This window comes from Centipeda noxia ATCC 43541 (assembly GCF_000160555.1).
In the GTDB taxonomy this organism is placed as follows: Bacteria; Bacillota; Negativicutes; order Selenomonadales; family Selenomonadaceae; genus Centipeda; species Centipeda noxia.
Genome location: NZ_GG749280.1, coordinates 557,121 through 575,547, shown reverse-complemented (window position 1 = coordinate 575,547; position 18,427 = coordinate 557,121). Strand labels below are relative to the sequence as shown.

Here is an 18,427-nt window from a genome sequence, read left to right as displayed (position 1 = left end):
ATATTTAGGAGAGCGCTATGATCAGCGTAACGAAACTGCTTTTTATGGATGAGTACTACGGCGACGCGCTGCGCTACGGACACAATGCACACCGCATGAAGAGCGGCGCAGCAGAGGGGATGGGCCCCGTGGTCGTCTGGAACTCGACGCGCACGTGCAACCTGCGCTGCCGCCACTGCTATATGTGCTCGGACGGGCAGAAATACGACGGCGAGCTGACGACGGAGGAGGCAAAGCGCTTCATCGACGGGCTGGCAGAGTTTCGCGTGCCCGTGCTGCTTTTTTCGGGCGGCGAACCGCTCATCCGCCCCGATTTTTTTGAGCTGGCGGAGTATGCACGCGACCGCGGCGTGCGCCCGACGCTCTCGACGAACGGGACGCTCATTACGCGCGCGGCGGCGCAGCGGATCAAGGATCTCGGCGTCGGCTACGTCGGCATCTCGCTCGACGGGCTCGCCGATGTGAACGATATGTTCCGCGGCGTCCGGGGGGCATACCAGCGTGCGATGGAGGGCATCGAGAACTGCGTTGCCGTAGGGCAGCGCGTAGGACTGCGCTTTACGATCAATCACCACAACATCATGGAACTCGATAAGATTTTTGACTTCATCGAGGAGAAGGGGATTAACCGTGTCTGCTTCTACCACCTCGTCTATTCGGGGCGCGGCGGGCAGATGATGGATGAAGACGTGTCGGCGGAGGAATCGCGGCGGGCGATGGATACGATCATCGCGCGGACGAAGGATTTTGAGGCGCGCGGCCTCAAAAAGGAAATTCTGACGGTGGACAACCACTGTGACGGGGTCTATATGTATCTGAAGGCGCGCGCGGAGGGGAATGACGCGGGGGCAGAGCAGATCAAGAAGCTGATCGGCGCAAACGGCGGCAATCGCTCCGGCATCGCGTTCGGTGAGGTCGATCCGCTCGGCTATGTGCATCCCGACCAGTTCACGCAGCACCACACGTTCGGCAATGTGCGCGAGCGGAAATTCGGCGACATCTGGCAGGATGTGACGCATCCGATTCTCGCGGGGCTGAAGGATCGGAAACCGCTGCTGAAGGGGCGCTGCGCAAAATGTCAATACCTCAGCTGGTGCAACGGCAATTTCCGTACGCGCGCCGAAGCGCGGACGGGGGATTTTTGGGCGTCCGATCCGTCCTGCTATCTGACGGATGAAGAGATCGGCGTTGCGGGGGCCGCGCTGTGAGCGCCCCGATGGCAGCGCACGCCGCAATAGGCGCAGAGCTGCATCCTGCCGGCCATCCGGCGGGCGGACACCCGCACGGTACGCCGACGGGCGGCCATCCCGGCGGACATCCTGCAGGAATGCCGAAGGGGCACCCAAAGGGCGTCCTCGGCGGCGGGGTGAAGATCATCTCGTGGAACACGACGAACGCCTGCAATATGTACTGTGCGCACTGCTACCGCGATGCGGGCTGCCGCGCGGAGGAGGAGCTCTCGACGGAGGAGGCGAAGAAGCTTCTGCGCGAGATCGCAAAGGCAGGCTTTCGCATCATGATCTTCTCGGGCGGAGAACCCTTGACGCGCCCCGATATCCTCGAACTCGTCTCGTATGCGCGCGGTCTCGGGCTCATTCCTGTGTTCGGCACGAACGGGACCCTCATTGACCTGCCGATGGCAAAGGCGCTGAAGGAAGCGGGCGCGTGCGGCATGGGCATCTCGCTCGACTCGCTCGACAAGCAGAAGCACGATGCGTTCCGCTCGTTCCCGGGCGGCTGGGACGGTGCCGTGCGCGGCATGATGAACTGCCGTGCGGTGGGGCTGCCGTTCCAGATCCACACGACGGTGATGGACTGGAACGCACACGAGATCGAGGCGATGACGGACTTTGCCGTGGAGATCGGGGCGCGTGCGCATCACTTTTTCTTCCTCGTGCCCACGGGACGCGCGGAGACGATCGAGGAGGAGTCGCTGCGCGCGGAGGCGTATGAGGATGTGCTCTCGCGCATCATGAAGAAGCAGGAGACGGTGGACATCGAGCTGAAACCGACCTGTGCGCCGCAGTTCCTGCGAATCGCCGACCAGCTCGGCGTGCACACGCGCTTTACGCGCGGGTGTCTCGCGGGGCTGACATACTGCATCATCAGCCCGCGTGGCAAGGTGCAGCCATGCGCATATTTGAGCCGTGAGCTCGGCGATGTGCGCGAGACGCCGTTCGACGAGATCTGGGCGAAGAATGAGGTGTTTCATCGGCTCCGTACGCTCGACTACGGCGGCGGCTGCGGTTCGTGCAGCTACAAGAAGGCGTGCGGCGGCTGCCGTGCGCGCGCCGCATACTATCATGGCGGCGACTTCATGGCAGAGGAACCGTGGTGCCTCTATCACGGGCGCCGCGGCGAAGCGTAGATGGACATAAGAAAGCCCCCGACCATCGTCGGGGGCTTTTGTGTACAAATCTGCACTTGATTATCGAACAAATGAGTGTATAATAGAGACAGAGAACCTTTGATAAGCTATGGCGGCTACGTTCTTCATCTCCCCGATCCTGTAAGTGGGAGGTGGTGCGATATGAGTTACTACGAGTTCATCCTTGTGCTGATCCTCGTCACTGGCTACATTATCTGCGTTAAAAAGAAATAACCGCCCTGCCTTCCAAACGGGAGCGGTTAAATCCAAAACTGTGAAGAGGGTAGCCGCTTTATCGAGCGGTTCTCTTTTTTCTGCCTTCATTATAGCAGACACATCTGCCGTTTGCAAGTATTACTCTTTCACCTGCAGCGCACGCATGGCGTTGAGGATGGCGAGGACGGTGACGCCGACATCGGCGAAGATCGCCGCCCAGAGGCCTGCCCAGCCGATGGCGCCGAGCACGAGTACGATCGCTTTGATGCCGATGGCAAAGACGATGTTCTGCCACGCGATGCGCATCGTCTTGCGCGCGATATCGATCGCCACGGCGATCTTCTTCGGCTCGTCGGTCATGAGGACAACGTCCGCCGCCTCGATTGCCGCGTCTGAGCCGAGCGCGCCCATCGCGATGCCGACATCGGCGCGCGCGAGCACGGGGGCGTCGTTGATGCCGTCGCCGACATAGGCGAGGGCCTTTCCCGCCTTTTTCGCTGCGAGGCGGGATTCTACCTGGGTCACCTTATCCTGCGGGAGCAGTTCGGCATAGATCGTGTCGATGCCGAGGCTCCTGCCGACGCTCGTGCCGATCCAGCGCGAGTCACCCGTGAGCATGACGGTTTCGCCGATGCCGCGCTCCTTGAGCGCATGGACTGCGCTTGCCGCGTCCTCCTTGACCTCGTCCGAAACGTGGACGACACCGGCAAAGCGGCCGTCGACGGCGAGATAGACCGCGCCCGTATGCGGGAGAGAGGGGAGACCGACGACCTTGTTGTCACGGAGGAGGCTGCGCGTGCCGAGCAGGACGATATGGCCATTGATGTGCGCCGAGATGCCGCGGCCGGCCGTTTCCTCCAGCGCATGTACATCCGTATCATCCACTGTATTTCCGCCGGCGGTGAACGCCCGCAGGATGGAGCGGCCGATGGGATGGGTGGAGTAGCGCTCCGCATTTGCCGCGTAGAAGAGAACCTCGCCTGCCTTAAAACCCTCGGCAGGGACGACGCTTGCCACGTGGAAGCTGCCCTTCGTGAGCGTGCCCGTCTTGTCAAAGACAACGGTGTCCGCATTGGCAAGCGCCTCGAGATAGTTGCCGCCCTTGATGAGGATGCCGGCGCGGCTTGCACCGCCGATGCCGGCAAAGAAGGAGAGCGGCACGGAGATGACGAGCGCGCACGGGCAGGAGATGACGAGGAAGGTCAGGGCGCGGTAAACCCACATGGAAAAGGGATCGCCCGTGACCAGAGGGGGGACGACGGCGAGAATGAGCGCGGCGATGACGACGACAGGGGTATACCAGCGCGCAAAGCGCGTGATGAATGCCTCGGTCGTCGCTTTCTTATCCGTCGCCTCTTCGACGAGGGAGAGAATGCGTTCGACCGTGGATTCCTCGTAGGGGATCGTGACGCGCACCTCGAGCACGCCGGTCTGGTTGATGCATCCGCTGATGATCTCATCGCCCGCATGCGCCTCGCGCGGCGTGGATTCGCCGGTCAGTGCAGAGGTGTCGAGCAGGCCGTCGCCCTTCGTGATGATGCCGTCGAGCGGGACGCGCTCGCCCGGGCGAATAACGATCGTCGCGCCGACCTCGACTTCGTCGGGGAATACCTCCTCCTCAGCACCGCCGCGCAGAACGCGCGCCGTATCGGGGCGGATATCCATGAGCGAGGAGATGGAGCGGCGCGAACGCTGCACCGCATAGCTCTGGAACCACTCGCCGATCTGGTAGAGCAGCATAACGGCGACACCCTCGGAGTAGTCGCTGAGCGCGAGTGCCCCGACGGTTGCAATCGCCATGAGGAAATTTTCATCAAAGACGCGCCCGTGACGGATGTTCACCGCGGCGCGCCAGAGGATGTCCCAGCCGATCAGCGCGTAGGCTGCGAGGAGGAGAATCATGCCGGGCATGCTCTCCTCGAAGATCATGCCGGGGATAAAGAGCGCTGCCGCACCGCAGATGCGACAGAGCATCCGTTTTTGCTTCTTCGTCATGACGGCCTCTCCTTCGTCGAAATTATGCTTCGAGCACAGCGTCCGGCTCGATGGTCTTCACGATCTTCTTGATCTCGTCGAGTACCGCGTCGAACCGTGCGTCCTCGGCGTCGAGCGTCATGCGTTCGCTCAGGAAGTTGACGCACACCTTGTTCACGCCCGCAACCTTTGATGCTGCCTCCTCGATCTCCTGTGCACAGTGGGCGCAGTCGAGCTCGCGGATCTTGAATGCCTTCTTCATGAATCTCTTCTCCTTTATTTAAGGAAGCACCGATCGGATCGATTTTCCTTTAGCGGCAGTTCCTTACAACATATGAACAACTATTCATGTGTATAATTATAAGGGGCGGATAGAGGATTGTCAATAGGCGGTGTTTTATTTTTCCTGTTTTCCTGCATGGCTGGCTTTGGCTGTCATGACGCTCAACAGCAGGCCGTGCAGGCGCTGATCTGCCCAAAGCAAAACCCCCGAAGCTGAGCTTCGGGGGCTTGTGCGTGCACAGCGCTGTTTGGCTGGCTTTGGCGTACCATACAACAATGAGACTCATGCGGGGGAGCAGCTTACAGTCGGAACTTCGACGTGATGTCGTTGAGCTTCGATGCGGTCTGCGAGAGGGCTTCGGCGCTGTCGCTGACATCGTGCAGACTCGCGCTCTGCTCTTCGGAGGCCGCGGCGACGGTCTCTGCGTTCGCGCCGGTCTTTTCGGCGACGGCGCTGATGTTCTGCACATTGCCGACGACATCCTGCATATCGTTCGCCGTGTGATCAACTGCTTGGCTGATCTGCTCGATGTTGGTGCGCACATCATTGAGGCGCTTTTGGATGGAGGCAAAGCTCTTTTCCGTTTCGACGGTGACTTCCTTGCTTGCCTCGACTTTCTCCTCGGCGTTCGTGATTGCGCCCGCCGCGAGCTGAATGCTGTCGATCATCTGAGTGATCGTCTGCTCGATTTCATTCGTCGCTGCCGAGCTCTGCTCGGCAAGCTTGCGGACCTCCTCGGCGACGACTGCGAAGCCGCGTCCTGCCTCGCCTGCGCGCGCTGCCTCAATGGCAGCGTTGAGCGCGAGGAGATTGGTCTGTCCGGCGATTTCGCGAATGGTCGTGACGACATTCTTGATGGCATCGGAACCGGTGACGAGCTTCTCGGAGACCCGTGAGATCTCGGTCATGGAGTCACTGACGGTTGTATTCTGCTGAACGAGCTGTTGGATGAATGTCATGCCGTTATTGGCATCCTCAACGGCCTCGACTGCCGTCTGGTTGACATGCGTGCCGCTCGCGCTCATCTCCTCCGTACGGGCGCTGACCTGTTCGATGGCGTTTGAGATCTCGCTGATGCTGCTGTTGTTGTGCACGGCATCAGACGCAACATCCGTGATCGTGTGCGCAATGCTCTCGGAGACCTGCATCTGCGACTGAACGGAGGTTGAAAGGCTGTCGCTCGCCTGCGAGAGCGCATCCGCCTCGGTCTGGATGGAGCGCACAATATTGTGCAGGGCGTCCTTCATCTCGAGGAGTTCGTTCGCCATGTCGCCGATCTCATCGTTCCACGTTGCGCGCGTGCCCTGGAAGGAGAGATCCAGTTTGCCGAGCTTGCCGACATCGCCGCGCAGGTTGCTGAGGCGGCGGGCGAGACGGCGCGCGTACCATGCGGCTGCCGCGCCGACGGCGATGATGCCGATGACGCTCACGGCGAGGACAATGATGAAGATATGGTTGACGTTGTCGTTCAGGTCTGCCATCTGAGCATCCTGTACAGAGGCCTGAACTTCTGCCGCCTTGCTGAAGAGGCCGTCGATCTCGTCCGTCTTCTTGCGCAGTTCGGCGGAGGCTGCGGTCGCCGCCTCGACATCTCCGCGGCCGTAGAGTGCGATGATCTCCTTTGTGTGCTCCGTGTAGTCACGCACTGCCTTGCGCAGCTCCTCACCGCGCGCCTTGCTGTCGGGGTTGACCGCGTGCTCGGCGAACACGGCGATCTGCTCATCGGCTTTCTGGAGTGCCGTCTCCGTGGATGCAACGCGGGCCGCGTCACGCGTGATGATGTAGCCGCGCAGTTCGCTCAGCCCCAGATGAAAGTCATCCTCTGCCTCGAGCAGGGTGATGCTGTTCTTGACCGTGACGGAGAGCAGATGCTGATACTCGGTACTCGTCGTCTTGAACTCATAGAGCACAATGCCGAGCAGGACAATCATCAGCGCGATGACGCTGCCGACGAGTCCCGAGAGCTGCAGTCCGATGGGCATTCGCTGTCCCATAAAAATCATCCTCATTTCTTTTTCCCGCACCGCGCGCCCGTTCCCTGCGGGCATGCGGCGTAAAACCTAATGCACTTTTATTTTGCCCCTAATGATAGTTTTTGTCAATTCATTTTTAGCGTAGAAAAAATTTTTCCCAAAATGGTTTTAAGCTATTGCATCTGCGGGACGAATGTGGTACAGTTACATCCGTGAATTTCCTGTTTGCTGTGTGTCGGGCGTTCAGCGATGGACGACGGGGGCGGCGCACGGGAGCGTTTGGAACGATTAGCCGGCTTTGGTGGGCACTCTGCCCGGGACTTGGCAGGATGATTAGTGTCTGCACAACGGAATCGTTAATATAACATAGATTGTGCATGGACGACCAAACGACGGCGGGAAATAATGAGCTGGTGATGTCACCAGCTTTTCTTTTTGCCCGAAATGGAGTAAAATAGGCGCAGAGATTTATGCGGGACGCATTGCGCAACGATAATAATAATGATATGGAGATCGTCTGCATTACACGGAGGTAATGTCATGTCAATATTTGAGGGAATCGGAAAAATCGGCGACTATACGCATCTGCGCAGTTTGCAGCGTGAGATGAAGTACCGCATCAAGACGGGCGCGAGCCTGCGTCAGGCGATGGGTGCGCAGACGCAGCCGAGCAAGACCAAACAGAGTGATCTGCAAGGGACGGACGATACGCGCAGCGCGAACCGCGAAGGGCGCATCCGGCAGAAGCTGCGGCAGGGACAGAAACTCTCCGCTGCCGACAAGCAGTATCTGAAGGACAATGCCCCGGATCTCTATGAGAAGGTAACGCGCATCGAGGAGCGCCGTGAGGCACTCGCGCGTGCCCTCCAGCGTGCCAAGACCAAGGACGAGGCGCTGCGCGCGGTCGCGCAGGCGAACATCGCCGTGCTCGCGGAGATGAAGGCGGGCGGCGGCGATGTGCCGAGTTTTCGCGGGGTGGGGGCGGGTTCGTCCGAGGGGGCAAGTGCGCCCGTAATGACGGCCGGCGGCGCAGCGGCCGCGGGAGATGCGCTCGATATGCCGCCTGCGGAAACGGGAGCCGCTGCGTCTGCACCCTCGTCCGGCGAGATGCAGGGCGCGCTCGGGCGCGAAGCTCTTGCACAGACGGGCGGCGATGCGCCTGCGGCAGGAGCCGCGTCCCAGAACGCGGTGCAGGCATCCGGCGCAGCGGAGGAAAAGGAGGGCTTCAAGCCCGGACCGTCCACGCGCGATCCCTACGGCAACCGCCGCGTGCTCTCGCGCGAAGAACTCGACGATATGATGCGCACGGCGCAGCGGGCGGGGAATCTCTCGCCGCTTGACAACGAGAAGGTCTATCTCCTGCGCGCCCTGCAGCGCGAGTGGATGGAGTATGCAAATTCTGAGGAGTATCAGAACCTCCCAAATACCGCGCTTGACGCGGCGGACGAAGAGACGCGCGGCGCGGTGCGCCGCAGAAAACGGCAGGAGCAGGACGGCGTGTCGGCCGCTCCTCCCGTGCCGAGCGCCGCAGAGATCTTTGCCGCCGCGCATCGTTATTATCATGCGGCGCACGATGGGGAACGCTTTATCGCGAAAGGATAATTTCGCTTAGAAAGGATATCTCTATGTTTACGTTTAAAGGAGACGGTTTTCCGAGCTTTCACGGCATTACGCCGCAGATTCACGAGGAGGCGTTCGTCGCCCCGCAGGTATTTCTCTCGGGCGACGTACGCGTCGGTCAGTATGCGAGCCTCTGGCCCGGCGTTGTTGCGCGCGGCGATGTGAACTACATCTCCGTCGGCAACTGCTCGAACATCCAGGATCTCACCTGTCTGCACGTGGCGGATGACTACCCGTGCATCATCGGGGACTATGTGACCGTCGGACACTGCGCCTGCGTCCACGGCTGCGAGATCGAGGACCACGTGCTCATCGGCATGGGCGCGACGGTGCTGACGGGGGCGAAGGTCGGGCGCGGCTCGATCATCGCGGCAGGCGCGGTCGTCAAGGAGAACGCTGTCATCCCGCCGAACTCGCTCGTAGCGGGCGTCCCGGGCAAGATTGTGCGCGAGAATATGGACCGCGTCGCAACGATCCACGCGCAGGCGCTCAAGTATAAATGTGAGTGGGCGGTGGAGTACGGCCTCTATCCGGAGATCGGCGGCGAGCGCTTCCACGGCGAGAAGGTCATCTGATGCCGGAGGAGCAGAGCTCCGTCGCGCAGCCGCACGGGCGTGAACAGCAGGTGAAGATGGAGATCGTCTCCATGATTCACGGCGGCGAATCGCCCTACGATGTGATTCATCATGTCGCTCAGTGGCTGGAGAAGGTATCGGGTGAGCCCGGCTACGCCCAGTATGTCGAGGATGCGATGCGCGCGGTCTACGGCTGCGCACTGCAGCATGTGCGTCCGATGGAGGACGAACTGCGCGATGTGGAGGAGCGCCTCGAACGCATCCGCGCCGCCTACGAAAAGCCGGAGTTCACGGAGGAGGAGAAGAAGCGCATCCGCTTTGCGATTGATCTCCACGTGAAAAATATCGGGCGCCTCAAGGAGTGCATCGCACGTGCGAAGGCGAACGGCGAGGCGGCAGAGATTGTGAAGAACTGACGAAGGAAGAAAACGATGCTGACAGATGTATTTTTGAATGCCTGAAACACGACGGCATTGTGTCGGTGGCGTCGGTGACGCCCGAGGACGAGGCGCATATCGCGAATACGTGGAATAAGTACCTCATCGTGACAGAGGATGAACGGATTCTGATCCCATGCTACGGGTTCCGCAAAACGGAGCGCAATGCGGCGGAGCATCCGCGTCTTGCGCTGACGCTCGGCAGCCACGAGGTCGAGGGACATCGTGGGATGGGCACCGGCTTTTTGCTGACAGGCACGGCGGAGTTCCGCAAGGACGGCGCGCTTTTTGAGCAGATGCATGCCAAGTGCTCGTTTGCGAACCGCGTGCTGATCTTTACGCCGGATTCCTGCCGGCAGACCCTCTGAACACGATTGTATACCGCTATACACGAAGCCCCATGCTTGCGCGCATGGGGCTTTTTATGCTAATATATTGCTGTTCCGTTGCTTGCTGCGGCGGTATTTCGAACTATATACAGGAGGTAAGAACATGAATATCTCTACCGTAAAGAAAATTTTTGCGGCAGGTGCAGTCCTTGTATTCTCTGCTGCACTCCTCACCGGCTGCGGCGACTCAGCATCGTCGGGGGACAAGAAGTTCCTCAACATCGGCACGGGCGGCACGGCGGGCACGTATTACCCGATCGGCGGCGCGATCGCAGAGGTGCTGAACAAGGAGATCCCGGGCATGAATGCGAGCGCGCAGAGCACAGGCGCGTCGGTCGCGAATATCAATATGCTGCGCGACGGGGCGGTCGATCTCGCGACGGTCCAGAACGATATTACCTACTACGCCGTGAACGGCACCGAGATGTTCCAGGATAAAAAGGTCGACGGACTCCAGGGCATCGCGGCCCTCTATCCCGAGACCTGCCAGTTCGTCACCCTCCAGTCCTCGGGCATCAAGAGCATCGCGGACCTCAAGGGCAAACGCGTCGCGGTCGGCGCTGCGGGCTCCGGCGTGGAGGCAAATGCGCGCCAGATTCTCGAGGCATACGGCGTGACCTATGACGATATTGACGAGCAGTTCCTCTCGTTCGCCGAGGGTGCGAGCGCGCTGAAGGACGGCAATGTGGATGTCGCCGTTCTGACGGCAGGCTATCCGACGGCGTCCGTACAGGACATCGCCTCGCAGAACCCGGTGCGCCTCCTCCCTGTGGATGATCATGTGGCGGATGCGCTGATCGCGAAGTATCCGTTCTATACGAAAACGGTGATTCCTGCCGGCACGTATGCCGGATTTGATGAGGCCGTGCCGGGCGTCTCTGTCATGGCGATGCTGGTCGCGGGCCCCTCGATAAACGCCGATCTCGGCTACAGTATTACGAAGGCGATCTTCTCGAATCTCGATCGTCTGCAGGCCGCGCACGCCGTCGGCAAGCAGATCTCGAAGGAGACCGCAAAGAGAGGCATGTCGCTGCCGATGAACGCCGGCGCGGAGAAGTACTTCAACGGTGAATGAGAGCTTATGCGATTGCGCTTTGCGCGGCGGTGCTCCTGATCGCATTTGATATCCTGAGCACCCCCGCGCTTTTCCTGTGCGCGGATGGGGAGACGATGGTTCTCGCACCGCAGATCCGGGGCGAGGTGCCGCTGACGATCCATTTTATTCACTCCGTGCAGAAGACGCCGGTCGAGGAGTTCCTCACGGCACATGCAGACGGACATTTCCATCTCTCGGGCACGCGGTACCAGTCGCATGGGGTGGGACTGCCGTTCCTCCCCGAGGAGGGGACATTCCGCCAAGAGGGAGACTATTTCGTCCTCGATATGGACCGCGACTACCCGGAACTCAGCCTCCGAACGGGTGTCGGTACGGAGCTCACGATCGAGGCGGGCGGACGGGTGATCCCCGTCTATGAGATGTATCCCGCCGGCACGCGCATCGATCTCGTTGCTGCGCCGCTGTACACATATTTTTGGAAGAAGTAGACGTTGATTTTTGCCGAGGCTGCCGGCAGGCGGCCTCGTATTCTTTTTCACAGAGGATGTGATTTGCTGTATGACCGATCAGAATACTGTTAATGCGGATGCAATTTTGAAGAAATATGACCGTGAATCGAACACGGTTCACTATACGGGCTGGCCGAAGAAAGTCGTCGCCGCGATCGCCATTACATTCTCCATCTTTCAGATCTATACGGCGACATTCGGCGTGCTCGATGCACAGCTGCAGCGCGCCGTTCATCTCGGATTCGGGCTTGCGCTTGCCTACCTGCTCTACCCGTTCCGGCGCGCGTGGGCACGCGACCATTTTTTCCATCCCATCGATGTCGCCTTCGCCATTCTCGGCGCGGCGGCGCCGGCCTACATTGTCATCCAGTACCGTGAGCTCGTCACGCGTGCGGGATCGGTGACGATGCCCGATGTCATCGTGGGCGGCATCGGCATTCTGCTCGTCATTGAGGCGACACGGCGGGTCGTGGGGCTGCCGATGGTGACAGTCGTGCTCTTTTTCCTTGCGTATGCGTTCCTCGGCCCCTATATGCCGGGCGTTCTTGCGCATCGCGGGCTCTCGCTCGAGCAGCTGGTCAGCCACCTCTATTTCACGACTGAGGGCATTTTCGGCATCCCGCTCGGCGTCTCCTCGACGTTCATTTTCCTCTTTATCCTCTTCGGCGCGTATCTCGAGAGTACGGGTCTCGGCAAATTCTTCATTGATCTCGCCAATGCGGTAGCGGGCTGGGCGAGCGGCGGCCCCGCAAAGGTCGCCGTTCTCTCGAGCGGCCTGATGGGGACGGTCTCGGGCAGCTCTGTCGCGAACGTCGTCGGCACGGGGTCGCTCACGATCCCGATGATGAAAAAACTCGGTTACGATGCGAATTTTGCCGGCGCGGTTGAGGCGGCGGCATCCACGGGCGGACAGCTCATGCCGCCGGTCATGGGCGCTGCGGCGTTCCTCATGGCGGAGTTCGTCGGTGTGCCCTACATCGAAGTGGTCAAGGCAGCCGCGATTCCGGCGCTGCTCTATTTCACCGGCGTTTGGCTGGGCGTGCACTTTGAGGCAAAGCGCAAGAACCTCAAGGGAATCCCGCGCAGCGAGCTGCCGCATCCGCTGACGCTGCTCAAGGAGCGCGGGCACCTCGCGATTCCGCTCATCGTTATTGTCTATCTGCTCGTATCGGGCTACACGCCCATGCGCGCCGCGCTCGTCGCGATTGTCCTATCCATTGCCTGCGCCATGCTCCGCAAGTCCACGCGTATGAAGCCGATCGAGATCGTCTACGGACTTGAGCGCGGCGCAAAGGCCGTCCTCGGCGTACTGATCGCGTGTGCGGCGGCGGGCATCATCATCGGTGTCGTGACGAAAACCGGCGTCGGCCTGCGCCTCGCCTCGGGGCTGATCGATGCGGCGGGCGGCATGCTCCTGCCGGCGATGTTCTTCACGATGATTACGGCAATCGTGCTCGGCATGGGCGTCCCGACGACGGCGAACTACGTCATTACCTCGACCATCGCCGCGCCTGCCCTCGTCCAGATGGGTGTCCCCCTTCTCGCAGCGCACATGTTTGTGTTCTATTTCGGCATCATCGCGGATGTGACGCCGCCCGTCGCGCTTGCCGCCTATGCAGGAGCGGGAATCAGCGGGGGCAATCCACTGAGGACTGGCGTACATGCGTCAAAACTTGCGATTGCGGCGTTCATCATCCCGTACATTTTCGTCCTGTCGCCGGTTATCCTGATGGTCGATGCAGAGCCGTTCACCCTCATCGTTGCGACTCTCTCCGCACTCATCGGCATGATCGCAGTCAGCTCGGCCCTCTGCGGCTTCCTCGCCGATCACTGCCGTCTCTATGAACGCGTCCTGCTCATCGCTGCCGGCCTCCTCATGATCAAGCCCGGCGGTACGACGGACATGATCGGCCTCGCCGTCTTTGCTGCGATCCTCGCGATGCAGAGCATGCGCGTGAAGAAGGCGGCATAAATCAGCTCTTTTTGACCGTTTGAGCATTTTGCTCGACGGTCTTTTTATTGAGGACAGCAGTTTTCCAAACAAAAAGGGCCGTTGTACGAAGTTTTCCAGCTTCGTGCAACGATCCCTTTTGCTTCTGCTTATTTAGTTTTTATCGTTCGGTGCGCTCGGCCTCACGTCGACGGGGCAGAGGAGCTTTCGTGTGCCGCCTGCGGCTCCTCCTCCGTCCGCTTCCTGCGGCGCATGATGAAGAACACAGCTGCGCCGATGAGGACGAGCACAGCGATGACCGCTGCGGCGATCGCCGCCTTGTTCCACATGCGGAAGGTGACGTCGATTTTGGTGGACTCGCCCGTCACGAGCGTTTTGCCGAGGTTCCATGTGAGCGTCTTGCCGTCGTTCTCCGTGCGGTCGGCGTTTGAGCTTGCGGGGACAACGGGGAGATTCATCTGATAGGTGAACGTGATGTTGCTTGCGAACGCGCCCGCGCCGCCGCCGTTCTCGCTGCCGCTGAACAGGAGGTCAAAGTTGTAATCCGTGTAGAACAGGCTCTTGTTCACCGTAACGCCTGTATTCTTGCCGTCGTGCGCCGTGAAGAAATCATTCTCGGACAGCTTTTCGATCGTCGCATAGTGCTCGCTGATCTCGTAGCCTGACATGTTCTCCTTCGTCACGGGCGTGATCTGCGCCTCGGGGTTGCGCGCGAGTGCGGTCGTCTTGCTCTGCTCAACAACTTCGGCGAGCATCGGCACGCTGACGAGCGTGGTCTTGAGATCGGCGCTTCCATCGTCGTTGATGACGACATTCACGTCGCCGCTGAAACAGCCGCTCGTGAGCGCGAGCATGCCGAGCAGTACGGCGGCAAGTGCAGTGCGCATCGTGTGCCTGCATTGTCCAAACATAAAATACCTCCCATAATTCCTGTATACCAATCCATTTGTATTCTACATGAGCATACGGGATTTTGCAAGCCGGACCATTGACTCAAAGAAGCAGGCGCCTGCCTCTCCGCCGTTTGCATAAGACATTTCGATGCCGTTGAAGATTCTTCGAAAGAAAAAGGTGAAAAATATCTCTTGACACGAAAATTAGGATGTAGTATTATATGATGACCTATTGACGTAAGAATGGGGATTTGTGCGCATTTTTTCGGGGAGCGCTGCGCTTTCCGGCTCTATTTTTGGAAAGGACATGAGAGCAAGGTATTCGAATGGTTGCCTTGTTCTTTTTGTGTCCGTTCATTTTAGTTCGCACAGAGACCATTATGATAATCCAGCGAAAGGGTGACAGCGTTCATGTTCAATCCTGTGTCGGTCGGCCGTCGCACGCGGTATAGCTACGCGCGTATTAAGGAAGTCATGGAGATGCCGCATCTCCTCGACATCCAGCGCAGGAGCTATCAGTGGTTTCTTGAGGTGGGGCTCGCAGAGATTTTCCGCGATATCTCGCCGATTCAAGATTTCTCGGGAAATCTCATCCTTTCCTTTGAGTCCTTTGCGCTCGGCGAACCGAAGTATGATCTCGATGAGTGCAAGGAGCGCGATGTGACCTATGCCGCGCCCCTGCGCGTAAATGTGCGCCTCGTGAACCGCGAGACGGGCGAGATCAAGGAACAGGAAGTGTTCATGGGCGATTTCCCGCTCATGACGGATACGGGCACATTCATCATCAACGGCGCGGAGCGCGTCATCGTCAGCCAGCTCGTTCGCTCGCCCGGCGCCTACTACGGAGTCGAGATCGACACGACGGGCAAGGAGCTCTACAATGCGACGATGATTCCGAACCGCGGCGCGTGGATCGAGCTCGAGACGGATGCGAACGACGTTGTGTCCGTGCGCATCGACCGGACGCGCAAAATGCCGGTGACCTATCTCATCCGTGCGCTCGGCTACGAGACGGATGCGGAGATTCGCGCGCTTTTCGGCGATGATCCGCATATTCTCGCGACGATCGAGCGGGACACGGACGAGGTGAAGACGCGCGGCAAGGCAGTCATCGAGATCTACCGCCGTCTGCGTCCGGGAGAGCCGGCGAACGAGGACAACGCACGGCAGCTGCTCGAGGTGCTGTTCTTCGACCCGCGCCGCTATGATCTGGCAACGGTCGGCCGCTATAAACTGACGAAAAAGCTCGGCTGGCGCCGCCGCCTCCTCGGCAAGGTGCTCGCAGAGCCCATTATAGATAAGGAAACAGGCGAGATCGTATTCCCCAAGGGCGAGCGGATCACTTCGGAAATGGTGGACGCCGTGAGCCCGGAGCGCGAGACGGCGCTCTTCGGCGAGGGCGAGCTCGTTGCTTTTGACGTGCAGAAAAAGGACGGCGAGGTGCACCGTATGCTCTGCGCGCCGACGCGTGACTATCAGTACCGTACGATCACGCGCGAGGATGTGATGGCGGCGATCAGCTATCTCCTCGGCCTGATGGATGGTTTCGGCTATACGGATGACATTGACCACCTCGGCAACCGCCGCGTGCGTGCGGTCGGAGAGCTGCTGCAGAACCAGTTCCGCATCGGTCTCTCGCGCATGGAGCGCGTGGTGCGCGAGCGCATGTCGATCCAGGAGACGGAAAGCATCACCCCGCAGGGCCTCATTAATATCCGCCCCGTGGTGGCGGCGGTGAAGGAGTTCTTCGGCTCCTCGCAGCTCTCGCAGTTCATGGATCAGCACAATCCGCTCTCGGAGCTCACGCATAAGCGCCGTCTCTCGGCACTCGGCCCCGGCGGCCTCTCGCGCGAGCGCGCGGGATTTGAGGTACGCGACGTGCACAACTCGCACTATGGGCGCATGTGTCCGGTCGAGTCGCCGGAAGGGCCGAACATCGGTCTGATCGGGTCGCTCGCGACGTATGCGCGCGTGAACCAGTTCGGCTTTATGGAGACGCCCTATCGCCGAGTGGACAAGGAGCATCACCGCGTCACAGAGGAGGTGCGCTACCTCACAGCAGACGAGGAGGACGAGCTTATCATCGCGCAGGCGAACGAGCCGCTCGATGAGAATGAATTCTTCGTCAATGAGCGCGTTACGGCGCGTTTCCATGAGGAGACGGGGCTGCATCACCGCGACAGTGTGGACTATATGGACGTGTCGCCGCGTCAAGTGTTCTCGATCGCGACGGCGATGATCCCGTTCCTCGAGAACGACGACGCGAACCGCGCGCTCATGGGCGCGAACATGCAGCGCCAGGCAGTGCCTCTGCTCAAGACACAGGCGCCGCTCGTCGGCACGGGCATGGAGTACAAGGCGGCGTGCGACTCCGGCGTTATGGTGCTCGCAAAGCACAGCGGCGAGGTCACGGAGGTCTCGGCAGATGCGATCACTATCCGCACGGATGAGGGAGCATTTGACAACTATAAACTGCAGAAATTTGTCCGTTCGAACCAGGCGACGTGCATCAATCAGAAACCGCTCGTCTATGAGGGCGAGCATATTGCGGAGGGGCAGCCCATCGCCGACGGCCCGTCGACGGACAACGGCGAGCTCGCGCTCGGCTATAATATTATTGTTGCCTATATGCCGTGGGAGGGCTACAACTACGAGGATGCAATCCTGCTCAGCGAAAATCTCGTAAAGCGCGACCTCTACACCTCGATTCACATTGAGGAGTACGAGTGTGATGCGCGCGATACGAAGCTCGGCCCCGAGGAGATCACGCGCGACATTCCGAACGTCGCCGAGGATGCCCTCAAGGATCTCGACGAGGACGGCATCGTCTCCATCGGCGCGGATGTACGCCCCGGCGATATCCTCGTCGGCAAGGTCACGCCCAAGGGCGAGACGGAGCTGACGGCAGAGGAACGCCTCCTGCGCGCGATCTTCGGCGAGAAGGCACGCGAGGTGCGCGACACTTCGCTGCGCGTGCCGCACGGCGAGGCGGGCAAGATCATCGATGTGAAGATCTTTACCCGCGAGAACAACGACGAGCTGCCGCCGGGGGTCAACCGCCTCGTGCGCGTCTACATCGCGCAGAAGCGCAAGATCTCGGTCGGCGACAAGATGTCCGGCCGCCACGGGAACAAGGGCGTCGTCTCGCGCATCATGCGCCAGGAGGACATGCCGTTCCTGCCGGACGGCACGCCGGTTGACATCGTGCTGAACCCACTGGGCGTGCCCTCGCGCATGAACATCGGGCAGGTGCTCGAGACGCATCTCGGCATGGCGTGCCGCGTGCTCGGCCAGCGTATCAAGGACGGCGATCCGACGGTGGAGGGAGACCTTCGTACGGCGGGCTATGATTTTGACAAAAACGGAATGCCCCTTCCCGATGAGGCGGGCATACATATTGCAACCCCTGTCTTTGACGGGGCGAGCGACGACGACGTGTTCGGGACGATCCGCGCAGCGGGGCTGCCCGACGACGGCAAGACGGTGCTTTACGACGGGCGCACGGGCGAGCCGTTCGAGAACCGCGTTACGGTCGGCTGCGTCTATATGCTGAAGCTGCATCATCTGGTTGATGATAAGATTCACGCGCGCTCTACAGGCCCGTATTCGCTTGTCACGCAGCAGCCGCTGGGCGGCAAGGCGCAGTTCGGCGGGCAGCGTTTCGGCGAGATGGAGGTCTGGGCGCTCGAGGCCTACGGTGCGGCGTACACCCTGCAGGAGATCCTGACGGTGAAGTCCGACGACGTGGTCGGGCGCGTGAAGGCGTATGAGTCCATCGTAAAGGGAGACAACATCCCCGAGCCGGGCGTTCCCGAGTCGTTCAAGGTGCTCATCAAGGAACTGCAGGCGATCGGCCTCGATATCAAGGTGCTCAACGAGGATGCGAAGGAAATCGCGATCCGTGACGAAGAGGACGAGGATATCAACGAGAAGGCACGCTCGCTCGACCTCGATGTGGAGGGCGTCGACGAGAACGGCAATCCGCCGCCGTCCGCCGATCCATACGAAGAAGAGGCCGAGGCTGCGGACGATATTGCCGGCGAAGACCTCATTGCGCAGATCGATGAGGACGAAGAGCTTTCAGACGACATGGATACAATTCTGCACGGCGGACTCGACAGTGAGGATACGTCGGATGAGGATGATCTGTAAGGAAGGGAGTGGCATCTGTTGCTGGATGTA

At 60.2% G+C, this 18,427-nt stretch carries 14 protein-coding genes; 10 read left to right on the top strand and 4 right to left on the bottom strand.

All coding sequences use genetic code 11. The annotated features are described in order from the left end of the window. Nucleotides 1-17 precede the first annotated feature (17 nt). Both nirJ1 and nirJ2 read left to right on the top strand, forming a co-directional pair. A complete protein-coding gene (gene nirJ1, locus HMPREF7545_RS06615) occupies nt 18-1,208 on the top strand; it encodes a putative heme d1 biosynthesis radical SAM protein NirJ1 (protein WP_006694932.1) in 1,191 nt (396 codons plus the stop codon). An 8-nt stretch (nt 1,209-1,216) separates the two neighbouring features. Further along, nucleotides 1,217-2,368, top strand: coding sequence for a putative heme d1 biosynthesis radical SAM protein NirJ2 (gene nirJ2, locus HMPREF7545_RS06610; RefSeq protein ID WP_248681283.1), 1,152 nt, complete (start codon nt 1,217-1,219; stop codon nt 2,366-2,368). A gap of 354 nt (nt 2,369-2,722) precedes the next feature. On the opposite strand, the gene HMPREF7545_RS06600 is transcribed toward nirJ2, so the two are convergent. From HMPREF7545_RS06600 to HMPREF7545_RS06590, 3 genes are all read right to left on the bottom strand, one after another. After that, entirely contained in the window at nt 2,723-4,579 is a 1,857-nt protein-coding gene (locus HMPREF7545_RS06600) for a heavy metal translocating P-type ATPase (protein WP_006694929.1), read from the bottom strand. A 22-nt stretch (nt 4,580-4,601) separates the two neighbouring features. Beyond that, the gene (locus HMPREF7545_RS06595; RefSeq protein ID WP_006694928.1) at nt 4,602-4,820 is read right to left on the bottom strand and encodes a heavy-metal-associated domain-containing protein; all 219 of its coding nucleotides are present in this window, start codon (nt 4,818-4,820) and stop codon (nt 4,602-4,604) included. Between the two features lie 320 nt (nt 4,821-5,140). Continuing rightward, complete coding sequence (locus HMPREF7545_RS06590) at nt 5,141-6,835, bottom strand: methyl-accepting chemotaxis protein (RefSeq protein ID WP_006695989.1); 1,695 nt, start codon at nt 6,833-6,835, stop codon at nt 5,141-5,143. A gap of 519 nt (nt 6,836-7,354) precedes the next feature. Here HMPREF7545_RS06590 and HMPREF7545_RS06585 point away from each other — a divergent pair. The 7 genes from HMPREF7545_RS06585 (at nt 7,355) to HMPREF7545_RS06555 (ending at nt 13,373) form a co-directional block, all read left to right on the top strand. Next, nucleotides 7,355-8,416 carry a hypothetical protein gene (locus tag HMPREF7545_RS06585; protein WP_006694926.1) on the top strand — a complete coding sequence of 354 codons (1,062 nt, stop codon included), beginning with the start codon at nt 7,355-7,357 and terminating at the stop codon, nt 8,414-8,416. A gap of 23 nt (nt 8,417-8,439) precedes the next feature. Further along, complete coding sequence (locus HMPREF7545_RS06580) at nt 8,440-9,009, top strand: gamma carbonic anhydrase family protein (RefSeq protein ID WP_006694925.1); 570 nt, start codon at nt 8,440-8,442, stop codon at nt 9,007-9,009. Then, nucleotides 9,009-9,425: a hypothetical protein gene (locus tag HMPREF7545_RS06575; protein WP_006694924.1), complete on the top strand. Its 417-nt coding sequence runs from the start codon at nt 9,009-9,011 to the stop codon at nt 9,423-9,425. The genes HMPREF7545_RS06580 and HMPREF7545_RS06575 overlap by 1 nt, the downstream gene beginning before the upstream one ends. 59 nt (nt 9,426-9,484) lie before the next feature. Next, nucleotides 9,485-9,814 carry a pyridoxamine 5'-phosphate oxidase family protein gene (locus HMPREF7545_RS06570; protein WP_248681280.1) on the top strand — a complete coding sequence of 110 codons (330 nt, stop codon included), beginning with the start codon at nt 9,485-9,487 and terminating at the stop codon, nt 9,812-9,814. 124 nt (nt 9,815-9,938) lie between these two features. Further along, nucleotides 9,939-10,910 carry a TAXI family TRAP transporter solute-binding subunit gene (locus HMPREF7545_RS06565; RefSeq protein WP_006694922.1) on the top strand — a complete coding sequence of 324 codons (972 nt, stop codon included), beginning with the start codon at nt 9,939-9,941 and terminating at the stop codon, nt 10,908-10,910. After that, entirely contained in the window at nt 10,907-11,380 is a 474-nt protein-coding gene (locus HMPREF7545_RS06560; protein ID WP_006694921.1) for a DUF1850 domain-containing protein, read from the top strand. The genes HMPREF7545_RS06565 and HMPREF7545_RS06560 overlap by 4 nt, the downstream gene beginning before the upstream one ends. Before the next feature lie 70 nt (nt 11,381-11,450). After that, a complete protein-coding gene (locus tag HMPREF7545_RS06555) occupies nt 11,451-13,373 on the top strand; it encodes a TRAP transporter permease (protein WP_006694920.1) in 1,923 nt (640 codons plus the stop codon). 161 nt (nt 13,374-13,534) lie between these two features. On the opposite strand, the gene HMPREF7545_RS06550 is transcribed toward HMPREF7545_RS06555, so the two are convergent. Continuing rightward, nucleotides 13,535-14,263, bottom strand: coding sequence for a hypothetical protein (locus HMPREF7545_RS06550; protein ID WP_006695982.1), 729 nt, complete (start codon nt 14,261-14,263; stop codon nt 13,535-13,537). A gap of 393 nt (nt 14,264-14,656) precedes the next feature. Here HMPREF7545_RS06550 and rpoB point away from each other — a divergent pair, with 393 nt between their 5' ends. Further along, on the top strand, nt 14,657-18,397 hold the full coding sequence (gene rpoB / locus HMPREF7545_RS06545; protein WP_006694918.1) for a DNA-directed RNA polymerase subunit beta: 3,741 nt from the start codon (nt 14,657-14,659) through the stop codon (nt 18,395-18,397). Nucleotides 18,398-18,427: the final 30 nt, after the last annotated feature.

What these genes read in the sequence shown, in the direction of transcription:
- nirJ1 (WP_006694932.1), top strand. Translation starts at nt 18, where the DNA reads ATGATCAGCGTAACGAAACTGCTTTTTATGGATGAGTACTACGGCGAC.
- nirJ2 (WP_248681283.1), top strand. Translation starts at nt 1,217, where the DNA reads ATGGCAGCGCACGCCGCAATAGGCGCAGAGCTGCATCCTGCCGGCCAT.
- HMPREF7545_RS06600 (WP_006694929.1), bottom strand. Translation starts at nt 4,579, where the DNA reads ATGACGAAGAAGCAAAAACGGATGCTCTGTCGCATCTGCGGTGCGGCA.
- HMPREF7545_RS06595 (WP_006694928.1), bottom strand. Translation starts at nt 4,820, where the DNA reads ATGAAGAAGGCATTCAAGATCCGCGAGCTCGACTGCGCCCACTGTGCA.
- HMPREF7545_RS06590 (WP_006695989.1), bottom strand. Translation starts at nt 6,835, where the DNA reads ATGGGACAGCGAATGCCCATCGGACTGCAGCTCTCGGGACTCGTCGGC.
- HMPREF7545_RS06585 (WP_006694926.1), top strand. Translation starts at nt 7,355, where the DNA reads ATGTCAATATTTGAGGGAATCGGAAAAATCGGCGACTATACGCATCTG.
- HMPREF7545_RS06580 (WP_006694925.1), top strand. Translation starts at nt 8,440, where the DNA reads ATGTTTACGTTTAAAGGAGACGGTTTTCCGAGCTTTCACGGCATTACG.
- HMPREF7545_RS06575 (WP_006694924.1), top strand. Translation starts at nt 9,009, where the DNA reads ATGCCGGAGGAGCAGAGCTCCGTCGCGCAGCCGCACGGGCGTGAACAG.
- HMPREF7545_RS06565 (WP_006694922.1), top strand. Translation starts at nt 9,939, where the DNA reads ATGAATATCTCTACCGTAAAGAAAATTTTTGCGGCAGGTGCAGTCCTT.
- HMPREF7545_RS06560 (WP_006694921.1), top strand. Translation starts at nt 10,907, where the DNA reads ATGAGAGCTTATGCGATTGCGCTTTGCGCGGCGGTGCTCCTGATCGCA.
- HMPREF7545_RS06555 (WP_006694920.1), top strand. Translation starts at nt 11,451, where the DNA reads ATGACCGATCAGAATACTGTTAATGCGGATGCAATTTTGAAGAAATAT.
- HMPREF7545_RS06550 (WP_006695982.1), bottom strand. Translation starts at nt 14,263, where the DNA reads ATGTTTGGACAATGCAGGCACACGATGCGCACTGCACTTGCCGCCGTA.
- rpoB (WP_006694918.1), top strand. Translation starts at nt 14,657, where the DNA reads ATGTTCAATCCTGTGTCGGTCGGCCGTCGCACGCGGTATAGCTACGCG.